This is a genomic window from Rheinheimera sp., from assembly GCF_037442525.1.
GTDB lineage: Bacteria > Pseudomonadota > Gammaproteobacteria > Enterobacterales > Alteromonadaceae > Pararheinheimera.
Window position 1 is genome coordinate 374,001 of the sequence record NZ_JBBIQD010000003.1, and the last position, 16,295, is coordinate 390,295.

The following is a 16,295-nucleotide window of genomic DNA, read 5'->3' on the forward strand; positions in this document are numbered from 1 at the left end:
AAAGACCATAGAACCGCTGATGTCCGAGACCAGCAGAGTTGGCGCAATAAAAAAAGCCGCAACTGAGGCGGCTTTTTTTGCAGCGTAAAAATTATACGCCGTCAGTCATGAATTTAATGGCTGCAGCCAACTCCTCGTCAGAACAGTCGCCACAGGTACCGCGTGGTGGCATGGAACGAATACCGTCCACAGCATGCTTCAGCAACACATCCATTCCTTGCGCCAAACGAGGCTTCCAGGCCGCATCACCTTTTTTCGGAGCATCCAGAGCACCAGTGCCATGGCAGGCAAAACAAGCGCCCTGGTAAACCTGTTCGCCAGAACGTGGGCCTTTCGGGCCTGTGTCTGCTGCAGCTTCAGCACCCGCCAGATACACCTGACCTACAGGCTCCAGACGTTTCTTCAGTGCGTCATTATCGGCTTCCTGAGCTACTGCGTTGACCAGGGCAGCAGAAGTGATCAGGGCAAGGGCGAGCGTTAATTTTTTCATCTGTGGATCCCGTTCAAAGCCTTGTTAGTTTTGGGGCATTATAGCGTTGCCAGCCTGACCAGTGGAAGCCCCTGTATTTGTTGGGGTTTCATTTGCGACGAAATACATGTCAGTTCTTTGAGCCAAATCATTATAACGAGGTATTTCTTTCACTCTTTTTTTATCTAAAAAAAGTTCTGCTCAGGCCTATGCAACGATGATGATTGTGGTAGTCTGTTTGTCCGGTTTTGGCCTTACCCCACCCCCCACTTTGACAGGGTCGCCAGCTCCGAAAAAATATTCACAATTGGATGTATAAGAAAAACAATAAGGGAACAAGCAGTTTGACCCTTCTTTTTCTTTTAAAAACAAACACATACAAATAACCTATCAGTATCTGTTACGGCAAATGCTGTATAAATCCTATTGTCTTTCCACAAAGTTATCCACAGATTAATCAACTTTCCATACCCGCATGAAGCTGGCTCCGATCCTGATGTTATGGCATGCTAACTAAAATGTTTTCAGGATAATCCGTTATGGCCTCAGTCCCACAAAATCCACTGATCCTGGTGGATGGTTCGTCGTATTTATTCCGTGCCTATCACTCTCCACCACACCTGACCAACTCCCGTGGAGAAGCCACCGGCGCCATATATGGTGTGGTCAATATGCTGAAAAGTTTGTTGAAGCAATACCAGCCGGACGAAATGGTGGTGGTATTTGATGCCAAAGGGCCGACTTTCCGCAACGACATGTATGCCGATTACAAAGCCAACCGGCCACCCATGCCAGATGATCTGCGTAGTCAGATTGAACCTTTGCATAAAATTATTAAGGCCATGGGTTTGCCTTTGCTTTGTATCAGCGGTGTTGAAGCTGATGATGTGATTGGCACTCTGGCGGTGCAATACAGCCAGCAGGGCCGGCACGTCCTGATTTCCACCGGCGATAAAGACATGGCGCAGCTGGTGACGGACAAGGTCACGCTGATCAATACGATGACAGATACCCTGTTAGATCCGGACGGTGTGCGCGAGAAGTTTGGTATAGCCCCAGACCTCATTATTGATTATCTGGCCCTGATGGGTGACAAAGTCGACAATATTCCGGGTTTACCCGGTGTCGGTGAAAAAACAGCCTTAGCCCTGCTACAAGGCATAGGCTCCATTGAGCAGTTGTACCAGCGCCTCGATGACATCGCCGCTTTAGGTTTCCGGGGTAGCAAGACGATTGCGGATAAAATGCGTGAGCATCAACCACAACTGGCATTGTCTTACCAGTTGGCCACCATCAAAACCGATGTGGAGCTGGACCTGAATGAAGCGCAGTTAAAAATCACCAGCGCAGATTTGCCAGCTCTGGCCGAATTATACAAAGACTGTGAATTCAGACGCTGGCTCAGTGAAGTCTTGTCTGCCCAGGAAAAATCATCAGGTCCTGCACAAGCCAGTTTATTTGGCGACGCCGAAGCACAAACCGAATTGCCTGCGCCAGAGCAATCCGCTACTGCCACCCCAGCCTATGGCTGCATCCTGACACAGGACGCCTTTGACCAGTTACTTCAGCGGCTGCAGCAGGCCGGGCTGGTCGCTTTGGATACTGAAACCACCAGCCTGGATTATATGGTGGCTGAACTGGTCGGTATGTCCTTCGCGTTTGCACCGGGTGACGCCTGTTATCTGCCGTTGGCTCACGATTACGTTGGTGCACCGGAACAGTTAAACCGTGCGCACGTACTGTCAGCACTCAAACCCTGGCTGGAAAACGCCAAAGCAGCCAAGGTGGGCCAGAACCTGAAATACGATATGAGTGTATTGGCCCGTTATGGTATCGAACTGCAGGGCATTCAGTTTGACACCATGCTGGAGTCTTATGTGTTTAACAGCACCGGCTCCCGCCATGATATGGACTCACTGGCGCTGAAGTACCTGGGCCATAAAACCATCAGCTTTGAAGAGATCGCTGGCAAAGGCGCTAAACAGCTCACTTTTAACCAGATTGCCATTGAACAGGCGACGGCTTATGCCGCCGAAGATGCGGACATCACCTTACGTCTGCATCAGACGTTGTGGCCACAGTTGGCAGAAAATACCGACCAAGCCAAAGTGCTGACCGAGATCGAGGTTCCACTGCTCAGTGTGTTGTCACGTATGGAACGCCAGGGCGTGCGGATTGACCCACAGTTGCTGCGCCAGCAAAGCCAGCAACTGGCAGAACGTATTGCCGAATTGGAACAACAGGCGTACCAGCTGGCCGGCAAAGAATTCAACCTGGCATCCCCGAAGCAGTTACAGGAAATTCTGTTTGAGCAAATGGGTTTACCGGTGATCAAGAAAACCCCGGGCGGCACCCCATCGACCGCAGAAGAAGTGCTGGTCGAGCTGGCTCATGACTACGAATTTCCCAAGTTGATTATGGAACACCGGGGTCTGAGCAAGCTGAAATCTACTTATACTGACAAGCTGCCATTGTCGGTGAATGCCGAAACCGGCCGGGTTCATACCTCCTATCATCAGGCGGTCGCGGCAACCGGGCGCTTAAGCTCCACCGAACCTAACCTGCAGAATATTCCAATCCGCAGTGAAGAGGGCCGGCGTATCCGGCAAGCCTTTATTGCCCGGGATGGTTACACCATTCTGGCGATTGACTACTCGCAAATTGAGTTGCGTATCATGGCGCATCTGTCCAGAGATCAGGCGTTGCTGAACGCCTTTGCCCAAGGTAAAGATATTCACCGGGCCACAGCAGCAGAAGTTTTTGGTGTCAGCCTGGCTGACGTCAGCTCCGAACAGCGCCGCCGCGCCAAAGCCGTGAATTTTGGTCTGATTTATGGCATGTCCGCTTTTGGTTTGGCCCGGCAGCTGGATATCAGCCGCTCAGAGGCCCAACAGTATGTTGACCTGTACTTTGAACGTTTTCCTGGTGTACTCGATTATATGGAACGCACCCGGGCTCAGGCACATGACAAAGGTTATGTCGAAACCTTGTTTGGCCGCCGTCTCTACCTGCCGGAAATCAATGCCCAGAATATGGCCAGAAAAAAGGCCGCTGAGCGGGCCGCTATCAACGCCCCTATGCAAGGCACTGCCGCCGACATTATCAAAAGGGCGATGATTCAGGTCGATCTTTGGCTGCAACAACAGCAACCTCATGCTGTGATGATTATGCAGGTGCATGACGAACTGGTGTTTGAAGTGAAAACCGAACAACTTCAGCCAATTACGGCCGAATTGGTAAAGCTGATGGAATCTGCCGCCAGTCTGGACGTGCCTTTGCTGGCAGAAGCCGGCTTTGGGCTGAATTGGGACCAGGCACACTAAAAATATTTTTACCGAACCAGTGAACTTCACAGCTCCGCCATTATCTGAACAGATGTGTGAATGCCCATTCCTGGTATGTTGACCTTCCGCCCCGGTATATCCGGGGCTTTTTTATGCCAGCCCATCCTTACAGCTTTTTTAACATCCTTCGCCTGATTTCGCTTGTGTTAAGCCGTTCCTGCTGAGTAATTGGGTTACATTTCAGCTGTTTCGCCTGCTAAAAACAGAAATTCTGTAGTTTAATTACAAACTTCGCCTTGCTTTTTTATTCAACAGTTGTAGAATTCAAAACGTAGGGTACAGAGGTAAGATGTTCTATCTTTCAGCACTAACAGGCAGTTTTGCCGAGTTAATGACCAGAAAGAAAGGCTTTATTAGCCGCCCCACTGCTTGCAGTGGGGCGTTTTTTTTGTCTGTCGTTCGCTAAAATAACGAAATTATGAAATAAAATTAGATTTTCTAGAGCAAATACTTCAAACATGAGAAATTCTGTGTATAATGCAGATGTCTTGTCAAACAAGACACCCTGTTGATTTGAAATTATTGAATAGCTTCTCCCCGTTTGCTATGACCGGCCCCATAAAGGCCGGTTTTCTTTATTTTGCGCACTGTAAATCTGAAAACTTACCATGCCCCCGACAAAGTATGTCTTGGGTAGCTGTTTGGCTGCAGATTACACAGGATTGAAATTCCGGGAAGAAAATACTGATATCCGCAGGGGCCTGAAGCCCCCTGTGGATTGAGCTGCGCTCAGAGGCTTTGGGTTTGCCCTTCCAGGCCCTGCGGGTAAAACCAGTGATCCAGCACCTGCTCCAATTCTGTCAAACCTAACTTGGTTAACGAACTGAACACCTGCACTGTGACATCCCCCATAAAGGCTAATGACGCTTCCCGCACTTCCAGTAACACTTTTTTCCGTGGTCCAGGGCTTAACTTGTCCGCTTTGGTCAGCAGTAATAAGACTGGCAATTGGCTTTGCACCGCCCAATGGATCAGATCCTGATCCAGGTCTTTGAGCGGGTGGCGAATATCCATCAGCACCACCAACCCTTTCAGGCTGTCGCGTTTCACCAAATACTCACTTAAAGATTTTTGCCACTTCAGTTTGACCTCCAGTGGCACCTGGGCATAGCCATAACCAGGTAAATCGATCAGGCGCTGGTTCTCTCCCAGCGTAAAAGTATTAATCAGCTGAGTCCGTCCCGGGGTTTTACTGGTACGGGCCAGACTTTTTTGCCGGGTCAGTGTATTTAACGCACTGGACTTACCTGCATTGGAGCGACCGGCAAACGCAACTTCAATGCCAGTATCCGCTGGTAATGCTTTAATGTCTGGGGCGCTGGTCAGAAAACTGGCTTTCTGATAATTGATTAAGGCTTTGTACACAGCCTGCTCCGATAGAAAATTTTGCGTTAGTGTAACGGATCCTGCCGATCCACAGAAGCATTACTCCACTTTATGGGATTCTCAGTACGCCAGAATCGTGTAAAATAGGCAAAAATTATAAGGTCATTCACAACTTGGTTGCCAGCTTGCTGGTGGGTCATCGCGGACAGAGACGGAAAAAAATGAAAAAATTCGCACTTCCACTCACGCTATTTTTAGGTCTAGTGGGTTCAGCTTATGCATTGGACGGCAATGCAGAAGCAGGAAAAACCAAATCAGCTACTTGTGCTGCCTGCCACGGCCCGGATGGTAACAGCCCAACCGATATGTATCCCAAAATTGCTGGTCAGCATGCAGGTTATATTTTTAAGCAGTTAAAAGAATTTAAGCTGGGTGCAGAAACCGGTGGCAAACAAGGCCGTAACAACGCTGTGATGGCCGGTATGGTTGCAGCTTTGTCTGAGCAGGACATGAAAGACCTGGCTGTCTATTACTCTGGCCAAACCATGAAGCCTGGCAGCACTCCTGAAGATGTGGTGGCTAAAGGTGAAAAATTATTCCGCTCTGGGGATAAAGCACGTGGTATTGCTGCGTGTATTGCTTGTCACGGTCCACGGGGTGTCGGTCACAGTCTGGCGGGTTTCCCAAAAATTTCGTTCCAGCATGCCGCTTATATCAAAACTCAGCTGGAATCCTTCCGCGGTGCCACTCGTGCCAATGATATGAATGGCATGATGCGTGATGTGGCTAAAAAGCTGACCGACGAAGACATTGAAATCTTGTCCAAATACCTTGGTGGTCTGCATTAAGAATGAAGCGTCAGTCAGAAAAGCCAGTCTCTGCACTGGCTTTTTACTAGGGCTTGTTGACGTTTCGAGATTAAATTTTGTTCGCTCTGGCGGCGTTCTGAACGCGAAACGAGGAACGAAGTTTAGTCATTCTAAATGAGTGACGAGTGACAAAGTGCAGGGCGCCGCCAGACCGAACCCGAAGGGCAGCGCCTGGCCGGTCTTTCTGCTGCGTTAGCGCTCGTTTATGTAGAATAACTACACTGCACTCGCACTGCCTTGCATAAAAACCGGCCAGACTGCTGCAAAAATAACCCTGAAACGTCAACAAGCCCTAAACATCAAAAAATAAAATTCAGCATCAAAAAAGCCTGCATCAGTGTGCAGGCTTTTTTGTTTATCCATCCGGCTTATTTGCTTTCTGCCGGGGTTTCAGCTTTTGGCTCTTCTTCACCAATGCCTAACAGCTCAACGTCAAATACCAACACGCTGTTCGCCGGGATAGTGCCCATATCGCGCTCACCGTAGGCTAAATCGCTTGGGATAGTGAACTTGAACTTGGAACCAACGCTCATCAGTTGCACACCTTCAGTCCAGCCTTTGATCACCTGATTCAGCGGGAACTGTGCCGGGCCACGCTCTTTGGAACTGTCAAACTCAGTACCGTCAGTCAGTGTACCAGTGTAATGCACACGTACTACGTCCGTCGCTTTTGGTTTTGGACCATCAGCGGCTTGCACTACTTCATACTGCAGGCCAGATTCTGTCACTATCACGCCTGGTTTCTTAGCATTTTGTTCCAGGTACGCTTTCCCAGCAGCAATGTTTTGCTCGGCCTGAGCTTTCGCCAGTTCAGTTTGTTTCTCACGGGCAGTTTGCTCTAAAGCCATCATTACTTTCTGCACTTCTTCTTCAGTCAACTGAGCTTTACCTGCCAGTTGGTCCTGGATACCACGCAGAATCACGTCAGAAGCCAGAGGTAAACCCAGCTTCTCATGCTCTTTAATAGTGCTGTCGATAAAACGGCCAGCTGATACACCCAGGCTGTACGATTGTTTGGCTGCGTCTGTGTCCAGAGTCAGAGGTTTTGGTTGTTCTGCTTCTTTGTTGCAAGCAGATAAAGTGAAGACGGCTACCGCAATCAGCGATACCTTAGTCATTAAGCGCATGTAGTTCTCCGATAAATTACGCAGGTTGAGCTGCCAAAAGTATGTTTTAATAAGTCTAAAGGTGTGAAACCACTGTCCTATACTAACGGTTTGTGCGAATGACGTTAACCCATGGTGCGAAATATCTGTCGCTTTTCTTGGTCATTGGTCTGCTTGGTTGTGACAAAGTTCAGCCAGAGCCCGTCCGACAGGTCCTGCACAGTGAAAATCCCTCTTATGCCGCCAGTATTGACCAGGCGGGCAACAAGGTTGCTGTATCCTCTGTCGACAGCGGCGTGACCGTCTGGGACATTCATAGCGACACCGCGTTATACAAGCTGAACCATCAGGGGCAGGCTGACAATCAAATCCTCGCATTGAGTGTCAGCCCGGATGGCAGCTCTCTCGTCACGGCAGACAGTCAGAATTTCGCCCTCTGGCAGATGAGTGACGGTAAAAACCTTGGTTTCTGGTCCATCAAGGATGCCACAATCCGTGATCTGGCCGTGGCGGATAATGGCCAAAGCCTGCTGGTTGGCCAGAGTGATGGCAAAATACAGCATGTCACCCTGGCGAGCGGACGACGGCTGGAGTTTCTCGGTCATACAGAAAATGTTAATTCAGTGGATTTGTCTGCCAATGGCCGTTTTGCATTGACCGGGGCCAATGATCATCATGCCTACTTCTGGGATACCGGCAGCGCGCAGATCATCTACAGTTTCCCGCACCCGAATCGGGTGACCAAAGTAGTACTGGACCAACAGGGCCGCTACGCTTTTACCGCAGGCAGTGAAGTCACTGCTTTTATCTGGGATCTAAAAACAGGCAAACAAATCAGCCAATTGCAACTGTCCAGAGCGCAAATCATTACCGCAGCCCGCTTTAGCCCGGATGGCCGTTATCTAGTGACAGGGTCGCCGTCCCGTGCCTTGGCACTGTGGGATGTGCAAACTGGTGAAAAAGTCCAGCAATGGCAGGTCCGGGCCATTCTGAACAGCAGACCGGCCAGCGCCGTAGTGCATGCAGTGGCCTTTTTATCCGGCCACCAGATTCTCAGTGAAAGTTCCAGTGGCGTAGCCGAAGTATGGGAGATCCACAAATGACACAAGCCGACACCAATGAACTGCAACAGCAGCTTATTGATTTAGAAAGTAAACTGGCATTTCAGGAAGACGCCGTGCTGGCGCTGAACAATGAACTGCTGGAGCACCAGAAACGCATTGAAAAACTGCAGCGACAGGTGCTGCTGCTCGCAGAAAAACTGAGCCGCAGTGACAACAGCGATATCCTAAGACCTGAAGAAGAACCGCCACCACCGCATTATTAATCTATACCCGTCGTCCTTGAAGCTGCGGCTTTGTTGGCTGCACCATCTCACCCCAGTCACATAGGTTGACTATGCTCCTGGGGTTTCACTGGCTTGCCGCCTCCCCGCAACTTCAAGTTACTTGGGTATCTACCTGTTATTCGGGTTTAAACACCCCAATCACCTGTTCAGCAGGGCGTGCCTGTTTGGCCACTTGCTGTTCAGGCTGCACCATCTGGTAATGGCACTGCACACATTCCACCTTTTCCACATTGTTTTCCTGAAACAACATCATGGTGTCGACGGCTTTGCATTCAGGGCAGGTTGCGCCAGCAATAAAACGTTTTTTCTTCCGGATTGTCGTGTTCATACTCTACAATTCGCTTTTTGTCAGATGTCTGATGGTTGGCCTGCACTCAGGCCCAGTTTGTTCGGGACCCCGTTTTATGATCCAGCTGCACCAACTTGAACTTCGCCGCGGCATTAAATGCCTGTTGAAGGATGCTAATCTTACCGTATTTCCCGGCCAGCGCGTCGGAATAATTGGCGCCAACGGCTGCGGCAAATCCAGTTTGTTTGCACTGCTGCAGCATAAGCTGCAGCCGGACGCCGGGTCGGTCAATATTCCGTCCAGCTGGAGCATCGCCACAGTAGCGCAGGAAACACCAGCTCTGGACATCAGTGCCATGGATTATGTGCTGCAGGGGGACAGCCAGTTGTACCCCTTGTTACAGCAGTTGAAAATTACCGACGGTTCGGTTGATTTGGCCACAGTGCACCATCAGATTGAAGCGCTGGATGGTTACCGTGCCGAAGCCAAAGCTGGCACTTTGCTCGATGGCCTGGGCTTTTCCGGCGCAGCCCAGCAACATCCTGTGAAGTCATTTTCCGGTGGCTGGCGGATGCGACTGAACCTGGCCCGCGCGCTGATGCAACCTGCCCAACTGTTGCTGCTGGATGAACCGACCAACCACCTGGATTTAGACGCTGTACTCTGGCTGGAAAAATACCTGGCCGGTTATGACGGCACTTTGTTGCTGATCAGCCACGACCGGGATTTCCTCGACGCTGTGGTCGATGGCACTGTGCATATCGAACACCAGACCCTGACCCTGTACAAAGGCAACTACAGCGCCTTTGAGCGTCAGCGGGCTGAACACCTGGCGCAGCAACAATCGAACTACGAAAAACAACAACGCCAGGTGGCGCACCTGCAGCAGTTTATCGACCGTTTTAAAGCCAAAGCGACCAAAGCCAAGCAGGCACAAAGCCGGATCAAAGCGTTGGAGCGTATGACCTTATTGGCACCGGCCCATGTCGACTCCCCGTTCCAGTTTGAATTTTTACCACCACGCGCTTTACCCAACCCGCTGCTGAAACTGGAAAACGTTAAAGCCGGTTATGCGGACACCAGTATATTGCAGCAAATTAATTTCCAGTTATTGCCTGGCAGCCGTATCGGCTTATTGGGCCGCAACGGCGCCGGTAAATCGACGTTGATTAAACTGCTGTCCGGCTCCTTAGCACCACAGGCGGGTGAGCTGTGGTACGCCAGCGGTGTGTCTATCGGTTATTTTGCCCAGCACCAGCTGGAAACCTTAAGGCCGCAGGATTCCCCCTTGCAGCACCTGGTCAGGCTGGCCCCGGAGGCCACCGAACAGCATCTGCGGGATTTCCTCGGTGGTTTTGGTTTTCATGGTGACAAAGCGCTGGAAGCCTGTGCGCCTTTTTCTGGTGGCGAAAAAGCCCGACTGGTGCTGGCCTTGCTGGTGTATCAGCGCCCGAACCTGCTGCTGCTGGACGAACCAACCAACCACCTGGACCTCGACATGCGCGAAGCCATAGTAATGGCACTGCAAAGCTTTGAAGGCGCTATTGTAGTGGTGTCGCACGACCGGCATTTACTGGCCAGCACCACAGACGAGTTTTATCTGGTGGCGCATGGCAAAGTGGCCCCTTTTGCCGGCGATCTGACGGATTATTACCAGTGGCTGCAGCAGGACCAAAAAGCCAGCACCGAACCCAAAGCCGAAACCGCTGGCAGTGCGGTACAACGTAAAGATCAAAAACGGCTGGAAGCTGAGCTGCGTAACCTGCTGCGGCCACTGAAACAAAAAATTGAAAAGCTGGAGCAACAACAGGACAAGCTGCAACAGGCGCTGGCAGCCATTGAGCAGCAACTGGCCGATACCAGCCTGTACGACGCCAGCCGCAAAGCCGACTTAACCCGTCTGCTGACTGAACAGCAACAGCAGCAAAAAGCACTGCAACAAACCGAAGAAGACTGGTTTGCCGCACAGGAAGAGTGGGAACAGCAAAATGAGGCCTTCTGGGCACAAAACAATGGATAAAGACCAGTTCTGGCAATTCAGCCTGGCCTTGTACAGCCCCAACAAAGAGTTGTGGCTGCGTTGGCAGGACCAGTATGGACTGAACATCAACCTGGCGCTATTTCTGCTGTTTTTACACCGGCAGCAACAGCCGCTGTCTGAAACAGGCTTAATGTCGCTGCAACAACAGTTGCAGCAGTTCAGTCGGCAGATCACTCAGCCGTTGCGCGTTGTGCGCCGCGCTGTGCCAACCCCCTGGCTGGATCCCGCGGTCCAGACGCCTTTTCGCCAGCAGTTGCTCAGTACCGAGTTGGCAGCAGAACAACTGGAGCAGCAGCTGTTGCTGCAGCACTACGCAGAGTTGCCTGACGCTGACCTTACTGCTCCCAAAGCTGAGCTGTTGACCCGCTACCTGCAGTTATTACAGGCCCCGACCTTGCAGCTGCAGCCCTATATTTTTGATCTGTATCAACAAGCGGCCGCCCTGTAACTGCCACCTGCGGCAGATTTTGATCTACATCAGTTCAGCCATGCGTCTTCCTCATTAAGCTGGGTTTGTATCCACAGCGAAGGAGCACGACCATGTCTGTCTGGCAACAATTTCTGCAAGACCCAGTCATTTTTATCTCATTCAGCGGCCTGGCGCTGGTGATTGGACTTTGCCTGTTTTATGCAGCTTATTTTTTATACAAAACCAGCCATAACGAATAGTGCCGGCTCAGCCTGCGGCCAGTTGATGGTGCAGCTGTTCCAACTGCCATAAAGTCAGCGCAAAAATGCTCAGCTGCGGGTTGGCCCCGAGACTGCTGGGCAGAATGGAGCCATCCAGCACTGACAGGTTATGTAATTGATGGTGACCACCGTCTGGGCGCACCACCCCTTTGGCCGGGTCTTTGCTCATACCGCAGCCTCCCATCACATGAGCGCTGGCCAAAATGCTTTGGTAGGGCGCCTGCTGCAGACCGGCAATAGCAGCTTTGGCCTGCGCCCAGCTGTGATAGTGCTGCGCCTGCTGATGCATAGGCAACACCGCCTTGGCTCCTGCAGCAAACTGCAGCTCCGCCATGGCCAGCAGAGCCCTGCGGGCGCCTTGCCACAGGTAAGGTGTCAGCGGGTAATGCAACAAAGGTTCGCCTGCGTTGTCCAGACGTACTTCGCCGCCCTGGCTGTCCGGGTGAAAGCCATCCCGCAGCAAAGCAATACACACCTGCAACTGGTTAAACTGCCGCATCAGCGCAGCATGCGACTCTGCGTGGCCAATCAGCTTAGACGCCATCAAAACAGGGTGTACAGGGGCTGCTTCCAGTTTAAACCCCATCTGATCATCCTCTGGCCAGACAAACTGGTCCGAATAGACCGACTGAGGAGCCCCACTGTGACCAAAAATGGGTTCGTCATACAAAGCACCGGAAATCAGGCTGGGGTGCAGACAGGTGCGTTTCCCCAGTTGCCGGTACGGGTCGGGTGCCCCGGAGCGAAGCAACAAGGCTGGAGAGCCAATAGCCCCGGCCGACAAAATAAAATGCCTGGCCTCGAATCGCAGTACAGGGCTGGCTTTGGCTTTGAAATACTGATCGACCGGCACAGCCTCCAGCGCCTGCACAGCGGAGCCAGACCAAACCAGCCGTCTGGCACTGACATGAGTGATTAACAGCGCACCATGCTGCATAGCCGCAGGCACAGCAGTGACCAGCATCGACTGTTTGGCGTTGAGTGGACAACCCATACCACAATAACCCAAATTAGCGCAGCCTTTGACGTTGCGGTTGATCAGACTGTAACGCCAACCCAGCTGTTCACAGCCCAGGCGGAGTTTATCGTTGTTGGCATTGGCGGGCAGCGCCCAGGGCTGAATATTCAGCCGCTGCTCGGCCTGTTGAAAATAAGGTGCCAGCTGGGCGCTGCTAAATGGCAAATCAAACTGTGCACGCCAATAGTCCAAGGTCGGTTCCGGTGTGCGAATAGAAGTGGTCCAGTTCACTGTGGTAGACCCCCCCACAGTGCGGCCCTGCAAAATGCTGATGGCCTGATCGGCCGTTTTACGGCCTGCGCCATCCTGATACAGCGCCGGATAAGCCCAACGTTCCTGTTGCTGAAACTGGCCACCTTCCAACAAGCCCCCCATCTCCAGCAGTATCACCTGCAGACCCGCGCGGCTTAACTGCTCTGCGGCCGTGGCCCCGCCCGCTCCCGAGCCAACGATAACGACATCAGCCTGCAGTGTCTGCGTTTCGGTCAGGCTGCGGGCATCCAGATAACGCCAGCCCGCAGCTATACCGTCGGCGATTCGATTTTTGCTCACAGGCTGGACTCCGGGTTCAACAGCGGGGCTTGATACTGCAGCGCGTGCCACGTTGCCGGGTTGCCATAATAAGCCGCCAGTAACAGTTCTTTGCAGCCAGCATAAGCCTGCTGCAGCAGGTGCAGGTAGCTGTTGCGCCAGCTGTCCAGCAGCGCCAGCCGGTCGCCCAGAGGCAAGTGGGCCAACGACAACCAGTGCCCGGTCAGTGCCAGCCGGAGTAAGTCCGTCTCCAGCACCACAAAGAGTTGTTGCAGCTGTTGCTGTTGACTCTGTGACAGGTAAGGCAGATAGTCCAGCACGGCCTGACGGCTGTGTTGCAGCTGCTGCGTTGCCAGAGCCGGCTCGTCCGGCAACGCACCAAGCAATAAGGCTGGCAGCAATGCATCTACGACCAAAGTCGCCGTGTCGTCACTGCCTTCGGCCTGCTGATACTGGTATACTGCCAGGCCTGTGCTGGTCCCCACCAGCAAAGCCAGGGCGCTGAAAAGAAACTGGCGTCTATGCATTATTGTTCTGGTCCGGCCAGGAAATCGAACCTAGATTGTTGAGTAGTCACCTTGAATTTGCAAGCCCAGCCCGTTTCGGTGCAACATCCACCACCTTTTAAGCCTGCCTGGTGGCTGCGTAACTGCCATCTGCAAACCATAGCCGCCAAATACCTGGCGCCGCGCCGTCAGGCACCAGCCTTCAGTGAAATGTTGGCACTGCCGGATGGGGATCAGCTGGAACTGAGCTGGACTGAGGCACCAGCAGTTCGCCCTGATACGCCTTTGGTCATTGTATTGCATGGCCTGGAAGGCAATATTCACAGTCATTACGCGGCTGGTATGCTGGCGGCGTTGCAGCAACAAGGCTTTACCGCCGTGTTGATGCACTTTCGTGGTTGCAATGGTCAGCCCAATCGCCTGCCGCGGGCTTACCACTCTGGCGATACCGCCGATCTGGCGTATTTGATTGCCCAGCTGCAACATCAGTACCCTACACGCCCCTTGGCTGCTGTTGGTTTTTCCTTAGGCGGTAATGTGTTAGTGAAGTATGCTGGCGAGACAGGTTCGGCCTGCCCACTCAAGGCTCTGGTCGCTGTTTCAGCGCCGCTGGCGTTGGCGCCCAGTGCAGATCGGATCAATCAGGGCAGCAGCAGAATCTATCAACACTATCTGTTGGGGCGACTGAAACACAGTATGCTGGCCAAACTTAAACGCCACACAGACTTTCCTTTGCCAATCACGCCACAACAAATTCTCAGCCTGCGCAGTATCCGCCAGTTTGATGATGTACTGACAGCACCTTTGCATGGCTTCAGCAACGCCGATGAATACTACCGGCTGTGCAGCGGCAAGGCGTATTTAAAACAGATCCAAAAGCCTACCCTGCTGATCCACGCTGAAGACGACCCGTTTTTATCCGCCGCAGTGTTACCCAAAGCCGACGAAATGCCACCCTGGGTGTCATTATTGTTGTCCAAAAGGGGCGGTCATGTCGGCTTTGTCAGCGGCGCTATTCCGTTGAAGCCGCGTTATTATCTGGACCAGCATGTTCCGGCTTATTTACAGCAGTTTTTCCCACAGGTGGTCGCCCAATGTTAATTCCGTACCAGCAGCTGGACAGCAACACACTGGATAATCTGATTGAAGCTTTTGTGCTACGCGAAGGTACGGATTATGGTGAACAGGAAATGACGCTGACCGACAAAGTCAGTCAGATCCGCCAGCAAATCGAGGCCGGACTGGTGGTGATTGTGTATTCAGAACTGCATGAAAGTGTCGACCTGCTGACCCGCCAGCAATGGCTGGTGCGTGTGTCTGAGCAGAACTGTGGCAGTTAAGCCAAAGTGCGGGTGGCACTGTGGGCGCGGATCAGGCTTTGCCAGGGCTGCTCAGCGCGGCCCAGCACCATAAAATCCGGGTTCGCCAGGGTTTCGCGTTGGTTGTAGCTTAAAGGCATAAACTGACTGTCGAGAATTTTGCCACCAGCCTCTTCGACAATAATCTGCACAGCGGCGGTATCCCACTCGCCTGTAGGGCCCAGACGCAGGTAACAGTCTGCCCCACCTTCCGCCACTAAGCAGCTTTTCAGTGAACAACTGCCCAAAGCAACAAACTCCGGCTGCACCTGTTCGTTCAGTAAATGCTGAATGGGTGCCAAAGGTTGACGCCGACTGACTGCGATGCGCAGCGGCTGACCGGTCTGATGCTGACGCACCTGAATACGTTTGATCAGCGAGCCCTGCTGTTTAAAAGCGCCGTGCCCACGACTGGCGTAGTACCAGGTGTGTTCTTTTGGCCAATAGATCACCCCAAGTACAGGCCAGCCATGCTCCACCAGCGCGATACTGACAGCAAAGTCACCGCTGCGGGCAACAAATTCCTGAGTGCCGTCCATCGGATCAATCAGCCAGTAACGTGGCCAGTCCTGCCGTTGCTTCAGCGGCAACAAATGCATTTCTTCTGACACCACCGGAATATCAGGACTGAATTCAGCTAACGCGTGCAGGATCAGGGAATTGGCGGCTAAATCCGCCGAAGTGACCGGGCTGGCATCGGGTTTTTGTTCATGCTGGTAATCTCCGCTCTGGTAAATGGACCAAAGCGCCTCTCCGGCACGTTGTGCTGTTTGCTTAACAGGTTCTATTAACCTACTTAAAAACATCCTGATGAGTATCCAGATAATTCCGGGCGAGATATAAAGCAGCCACACTGCGCGCTTCGGTGAAATCCACCTGCGCCAGCAGTGACTGCATCTGTGACCAGTGCCAGCTGACCAGCTCCAGAGGTTCAGGCTCATCGCCCTGCAACCTGGACGGTGCCAAGTCCAGCGCTAACACCAGATGCATTGTAGCATTAAAGTACCCCGGAGCTAAGGCCAGGGTTTTCAGTTCAATCAGACGGTTGGCTTTAAAGCCAATTTCTTCCTGCAATTCGCGGTTGGCCGCTTCCAGTGCCGTTTCCCCTGGGTCTATCAAGCCTTTGGGAAAGCCCAGCTGATAATCGTGGGTGCCGGCACAGTATTCCCGCACCAGATAAAACTCGTCTGCACTGGCGCAGGCCACTACCATCACAGCGCCACGGCCTGAACCTTTCATGCGCTCATAGGTACGCAGTTCACCATTACTGAACTTCAGCTCCAGCTGTTCCACTTTGAACAGCCTGCTTTCGGCCACCAGCCGGCTTGCCAGAATTTCAGGTTTGACTTTCGCCGGGTCCTTCTGCGTCATCAGACTGCCTCTGTTACAATGAGCGACCG

General features: G+C 52.3%; 17 protein-coding genes. 9 read left to right on the forward strand and 8 right to left on the reverse strand.

Features of this window, described 5'->3' with window-relative positions; all coding sequences use genetic code 11:
* Window positions 1–91 precede the first annotated feature (91 nt).
* Complete coding sequence (locus WKJ03_RS08050) at window positions 92–490, reverse strand: c-type cytochrome (RefSeq protein ID WP_337841666.1); 399 nt, start codon at window positions 488–490, stop codon at window positions 92–94.
* 518 nt (window positions 491–1,008) lie between these two features.
* Between WKJ03_RS08050 and polA the strand changes: the two genes are divergently transcribed.
* Window positions 1,009–3,792 (forward strand): DNA polymerase I, encoded by a 2,784-nt coding sequence (gene polA, locus WKJ03_RS08055; RefSeq protein WP_337841667.1) that lies wholly within the window; start codon window positions 1,009–1,011, stop codon window positions 3,790–3,792.
* A gap of 750 nt (window positions 3,793–4,542) precedes the next feature.
* Here polA and yihA read toward each other — a convergent pair.
* Entirely contained in the window at window positions 4,543–5,178 is a 636-nt protein-coding gene (yihA, locus tag WKJ03_RS08060) for a ribosome biogenesis GTP-binding protein YihA/YsxC (RefSeq protein ID WP_337841668.1), read from the reverse strand.
* 182 nt (window positions 5,179–5,360) lie between these two features.
* Here yihA and WKJ03_RS08065 point away from each other — a divergent pair, with 182 nt between their 5' ends.
* On the forward strand, window positions 5,361–5,987 hold the full coding sequence (locus WKJ03_RS08065) for a c-type cytochrome (protein ID WP_337841669.1): 627 nt from the start codon (window positions 5,361–5,363) through the stop codon (window positions 5,985–5,987).
* A gap of 389 nt (window positions 5,988–6,376) precedes the next feature.
* On the opposite strand, the gene WKJ03_RS08070 is transcribed toward WKJ03_RS08065, so the two are convergent.
* Complete coding sequence (locus WKJ03_RS08070) at window positions 6,377–7,135, reverse strand: FKBP-type peptidyl-prolyl cis-trans isomerase (RefSeq protein WP_337841670.1); 759 nt, start codon at window positions 7,133–7,135, stop codon at window positions 6,377–6,379.
* Between the two features lie 98 nt (window positions 7,136–7,233).
* On the opposite strand from WKJ03_RS08070, the gene WKJ03_RS08075 reads away from it, so the two are divergent.
* Together WKJ03_RS08075 and WKJ03_RS08080 are read left to right on the forward strand one after the other, a co-directional pair.
* Window positions 7,234–8,217, forward strand: a complete 984-nt coding sequence (locus WKJ03_RS08075; protein ID WP_337841671.1) for a hypothetical protein — start codon at window positions 7,234–7,236, stop codon at window positions 8,215–8,217.
* A complete protein-coding gene (locus WKJ03_RS08080) occupies window positions 8,214–8,441 on the forward strand; it encodes a SlyX family protein (RefSeq protein WP_337841672.1) in 228 nt (75 codons plus the stop codon). The genes WKJ03_RS08075 and WKJ03_RS08080 overlap by 4 nt, the downstream gene beginning before the upstream one ends.
* Before the next feature lie 136 nt (window positions 8,442–8,577).
* On the opposite strand, the gene WKJ03_RS08085 is transcribed toward WKJ03_RS08080, so the two are convergent.
* A complete protein-coding gene (locus tag WKJ03_RS08085; protein WP_337841716.1) occupies window positions 8,578–8,778 on the reverse strand; it encodes a YheV family putative zinc ribbon protein in 201 nt (66 codons plus the stop codon).
* Between the two features lie 88 nt (window positions 8,779–8,866).
* Here WKJ03_RS08085 and WKJ03_RS08090 point away from each other — a divergent pair, with 88 nt between their 5' ends.
* The 3 genes from WKJ03_RS08090 (at window position 8,867) to WKJ03_RS08100 (ending at window position 11,461) form a co-directional block, all read left to right on the forward strand.
* Entirely contained in the window at window positions 8,867–10,771 is a 1,905-nt protein-coding gene (locus WKJ03_RS08090; RefSeq protein WP_337841673.1) for an ATP-binding cassette domain-containing protein, read from the forward strand.
* A complete protein-coding gene (locus WKJ03_RS08095; protein WP_337841674.1) occupies window positions 10,764–11,240 on the forward strand; it encodes a TIGR02444 family protein in 477 nt (158 codons plus the stop codon). The genes WKJ03_RS08090 and WKJ03_RS08095 overlap by 8 nt, the downstream gene beginning before the upstream one ends.
* Window positions 11,241–11,332: 92 nt before the next feature.
* Window positions 11,333–11,461 (forward strand): DUF3149 domain-containing protein, encoded by a 129-nt coding sequence (locus WKJ03_RS08100; RefSeq protein WP_337841675.1) that lies wholly within the window; start codon window positions 11,333–11,335, stop codon window positions 11,459–11,461.
* Between the two features lie 7 nt (window positions 11,462–11,468).
* Here the strand turns inward: WKJ03_RS08100 and WKJ03_RS08105 are convergent, their stop codons facing one another.
* Together WKJ03_RS08105 and WKJ03_RS08110 are read right to left on the reverse strand one after the other, a co-directional pair.
* Window positions 11,469–13,052 (reverse strand): GMC family oxidoreductase, encoded by a 1,584-nt coding sequence (locus WKJ03_RS08105; protein ID WP_337841676.1) that lies wholly within the window; start codon window positions 13,050–13,052, stop codon window positions 11,469–11,471.
* A complete protein-coding gene (locus WKJ03_RS08110) occupies window positions 13,049–13,558 on the reverse strand; it encodes a hypothetical protein (protein ID WP_337841677.1) in 510 nt (169 codons plus the stop codon). Before WKJ03_RS08110 ends, WKJ03_RS08105 begins: the two co-directional genes overlap by 4 nt.
* A gap of 51 nt (window positions 13,559–13,609) precedes the next feature.
* On the opposite strand from WKJ03_RS08110, the gene WKJ03_RS08115 reads away from it, so the two are divergent.
* Window positions 13,610–14,638, forward strand: a complete 1,029-nt coding sequence (locus WKJ03_RS08115) for a hydrolase (protein WP_337841678.1) — start codon at window positions 13,610–13,612, stop codon at window positions 14,636–14,638.
* Window positions 14,632–14,877: a YheU family protein gene (locus WKJ03_RS08120; RefSeq protein WP_337841679.1), complete on the forward strand. Its 246-nt coding sequence runs from the start codon at window positions 14,632–14,634 to the stop codon at window positions 14,875–14,877. The genes WKJ03_RS08115 and WKJ03_RS08120 overlap by 7 nt, the downstream gene beginning before the upstream one ends.
* Here the strand turns inward: WKJ03_RS08120 and cysQ are convergent.
* Both cysQ and nudE read right to left on the reverse strand, forming a co-directional pair.
* The gene (cysQ, locus tag WKJ03_RS08125; protein WP_337841680.1) at window positions 14,874–15,701 is read right to left on the reverse strand and encodes a 3'(2'),5'-bisphosphate nucleotidase CysQ; all 828 of its coding nucleotides are present in this window, start codon (window positions 15,699–15,701) and stop codon (window positions 14,874–14,876) included. The two genes, WKJ03_RS08120 and cysQ, sit on opposite strands and share 4 nt — an antisense overlap.
* Window positions 15,688–16,266 carry an ADP compounds hydrolase NudE gene (nudE, locus tag WKJ03_RS08130; RefSeq protein ID WP_337841681.1) on the reverse strand — a complete coding sequence of 193 codons (579 nt, stop codon included), beginning with the start codon at window positions 16,264–16,266 and terminating at the stop codon, window positions 15,688–15,690. The genes cysQ and nudE overlap by 14 nt, the downstream gene beginning before the upstream one ends.
* Window positions 16,267–16,295: the final 29 nt, after the last annotated feature.

Coding starts and splice junctions, on each gene's coding strand:
- WKJ03_RS08100 (WP_337841675.1), top strand. CDS start 11,333: ATGTCTGTCTGGCAACAATTTCTGCAAGACCCAGTCATTTTTATCTCA.
- polA (WP_337841667.1), top strand. CDS start 1,009: ATGGCCTCAGTCCCACAAAATCCACTGATCCTGGTGGATGGTTCGTCG.
- nudE (WP_337841681.1), bottom strand. CDS start 16,266: ATGACGCAGAAGGACCCGGCGAAAGTCAAACCTGAAATTCTGGCAAGC.
- WKJ03_RS08080 (WP_337841672.1), top strand. CDS start 8,214: ATGACACAAGCCGACACCAATGAACTGCAACAGCAGCTTATTGATTTA.
- WKJ03_RS08070 (WP_337841670.1), bottom strand. CDS start 7,135: ATGCGCTTAATGACTAAGGTATCGCTGATTGCGGTAGCCGTCTTCACT.
- WKJ03_RS08075 (WP_337841671.1), top strand. CDS start 7,234: ATGACGTTAACCCATGGTGCGAAATATCTGTCGCTTTTCTTGGTCATT.
- WKJ03_RS08120 (WP_337841679.1), top strand. CDS start 14,632: ATGTTAATTCCGTACCAGCAGCTGGACAGCAACACACTGGATAATCTG.
- WKJ03_RS08065 (WP_337841669.1), top strand. CDS start 5,361: ATGAAAAAATTCGCACTTCCACTCACGCTATTTTTAGGTCTAGTGGGT.
- WKJ03_RS08090 (WP_337841673.1), top strand. CDS start 8,867: ATGATCCAGCTGCACCAACTTGAACTTCGCCGCGGCATTAAATGCCTG.
- WKJ03_RS08095 (WP_337841674.1), top strand. CDS start 10,764: ATGGATAAAGACCAGTTCTGGCAATTCAGCCTGGCCTTGTACAGCCCC.
- WKJ03_RS08110 (WP_337841677.1), bottom strand. CDS start 13,558: ATGCATAGACGCCAGTTTCTTTTCAGCGCCCTGGCTTTGCTGGTGGGG.
- WKJ03_RS08050 (WP_337841666.1), bottom strand. CDS start 490: ATGAAAAAATTAACGCTCGCCCTTGCCCTGATCACTTCTGCTGCCCTG.
- cysQ (WP_337841680.1), bottom strand. CDS start 15,701: ATGTTTTTAAGTAGGTTAATAGAACCTGTTAAGCAAACAGCACAACGT.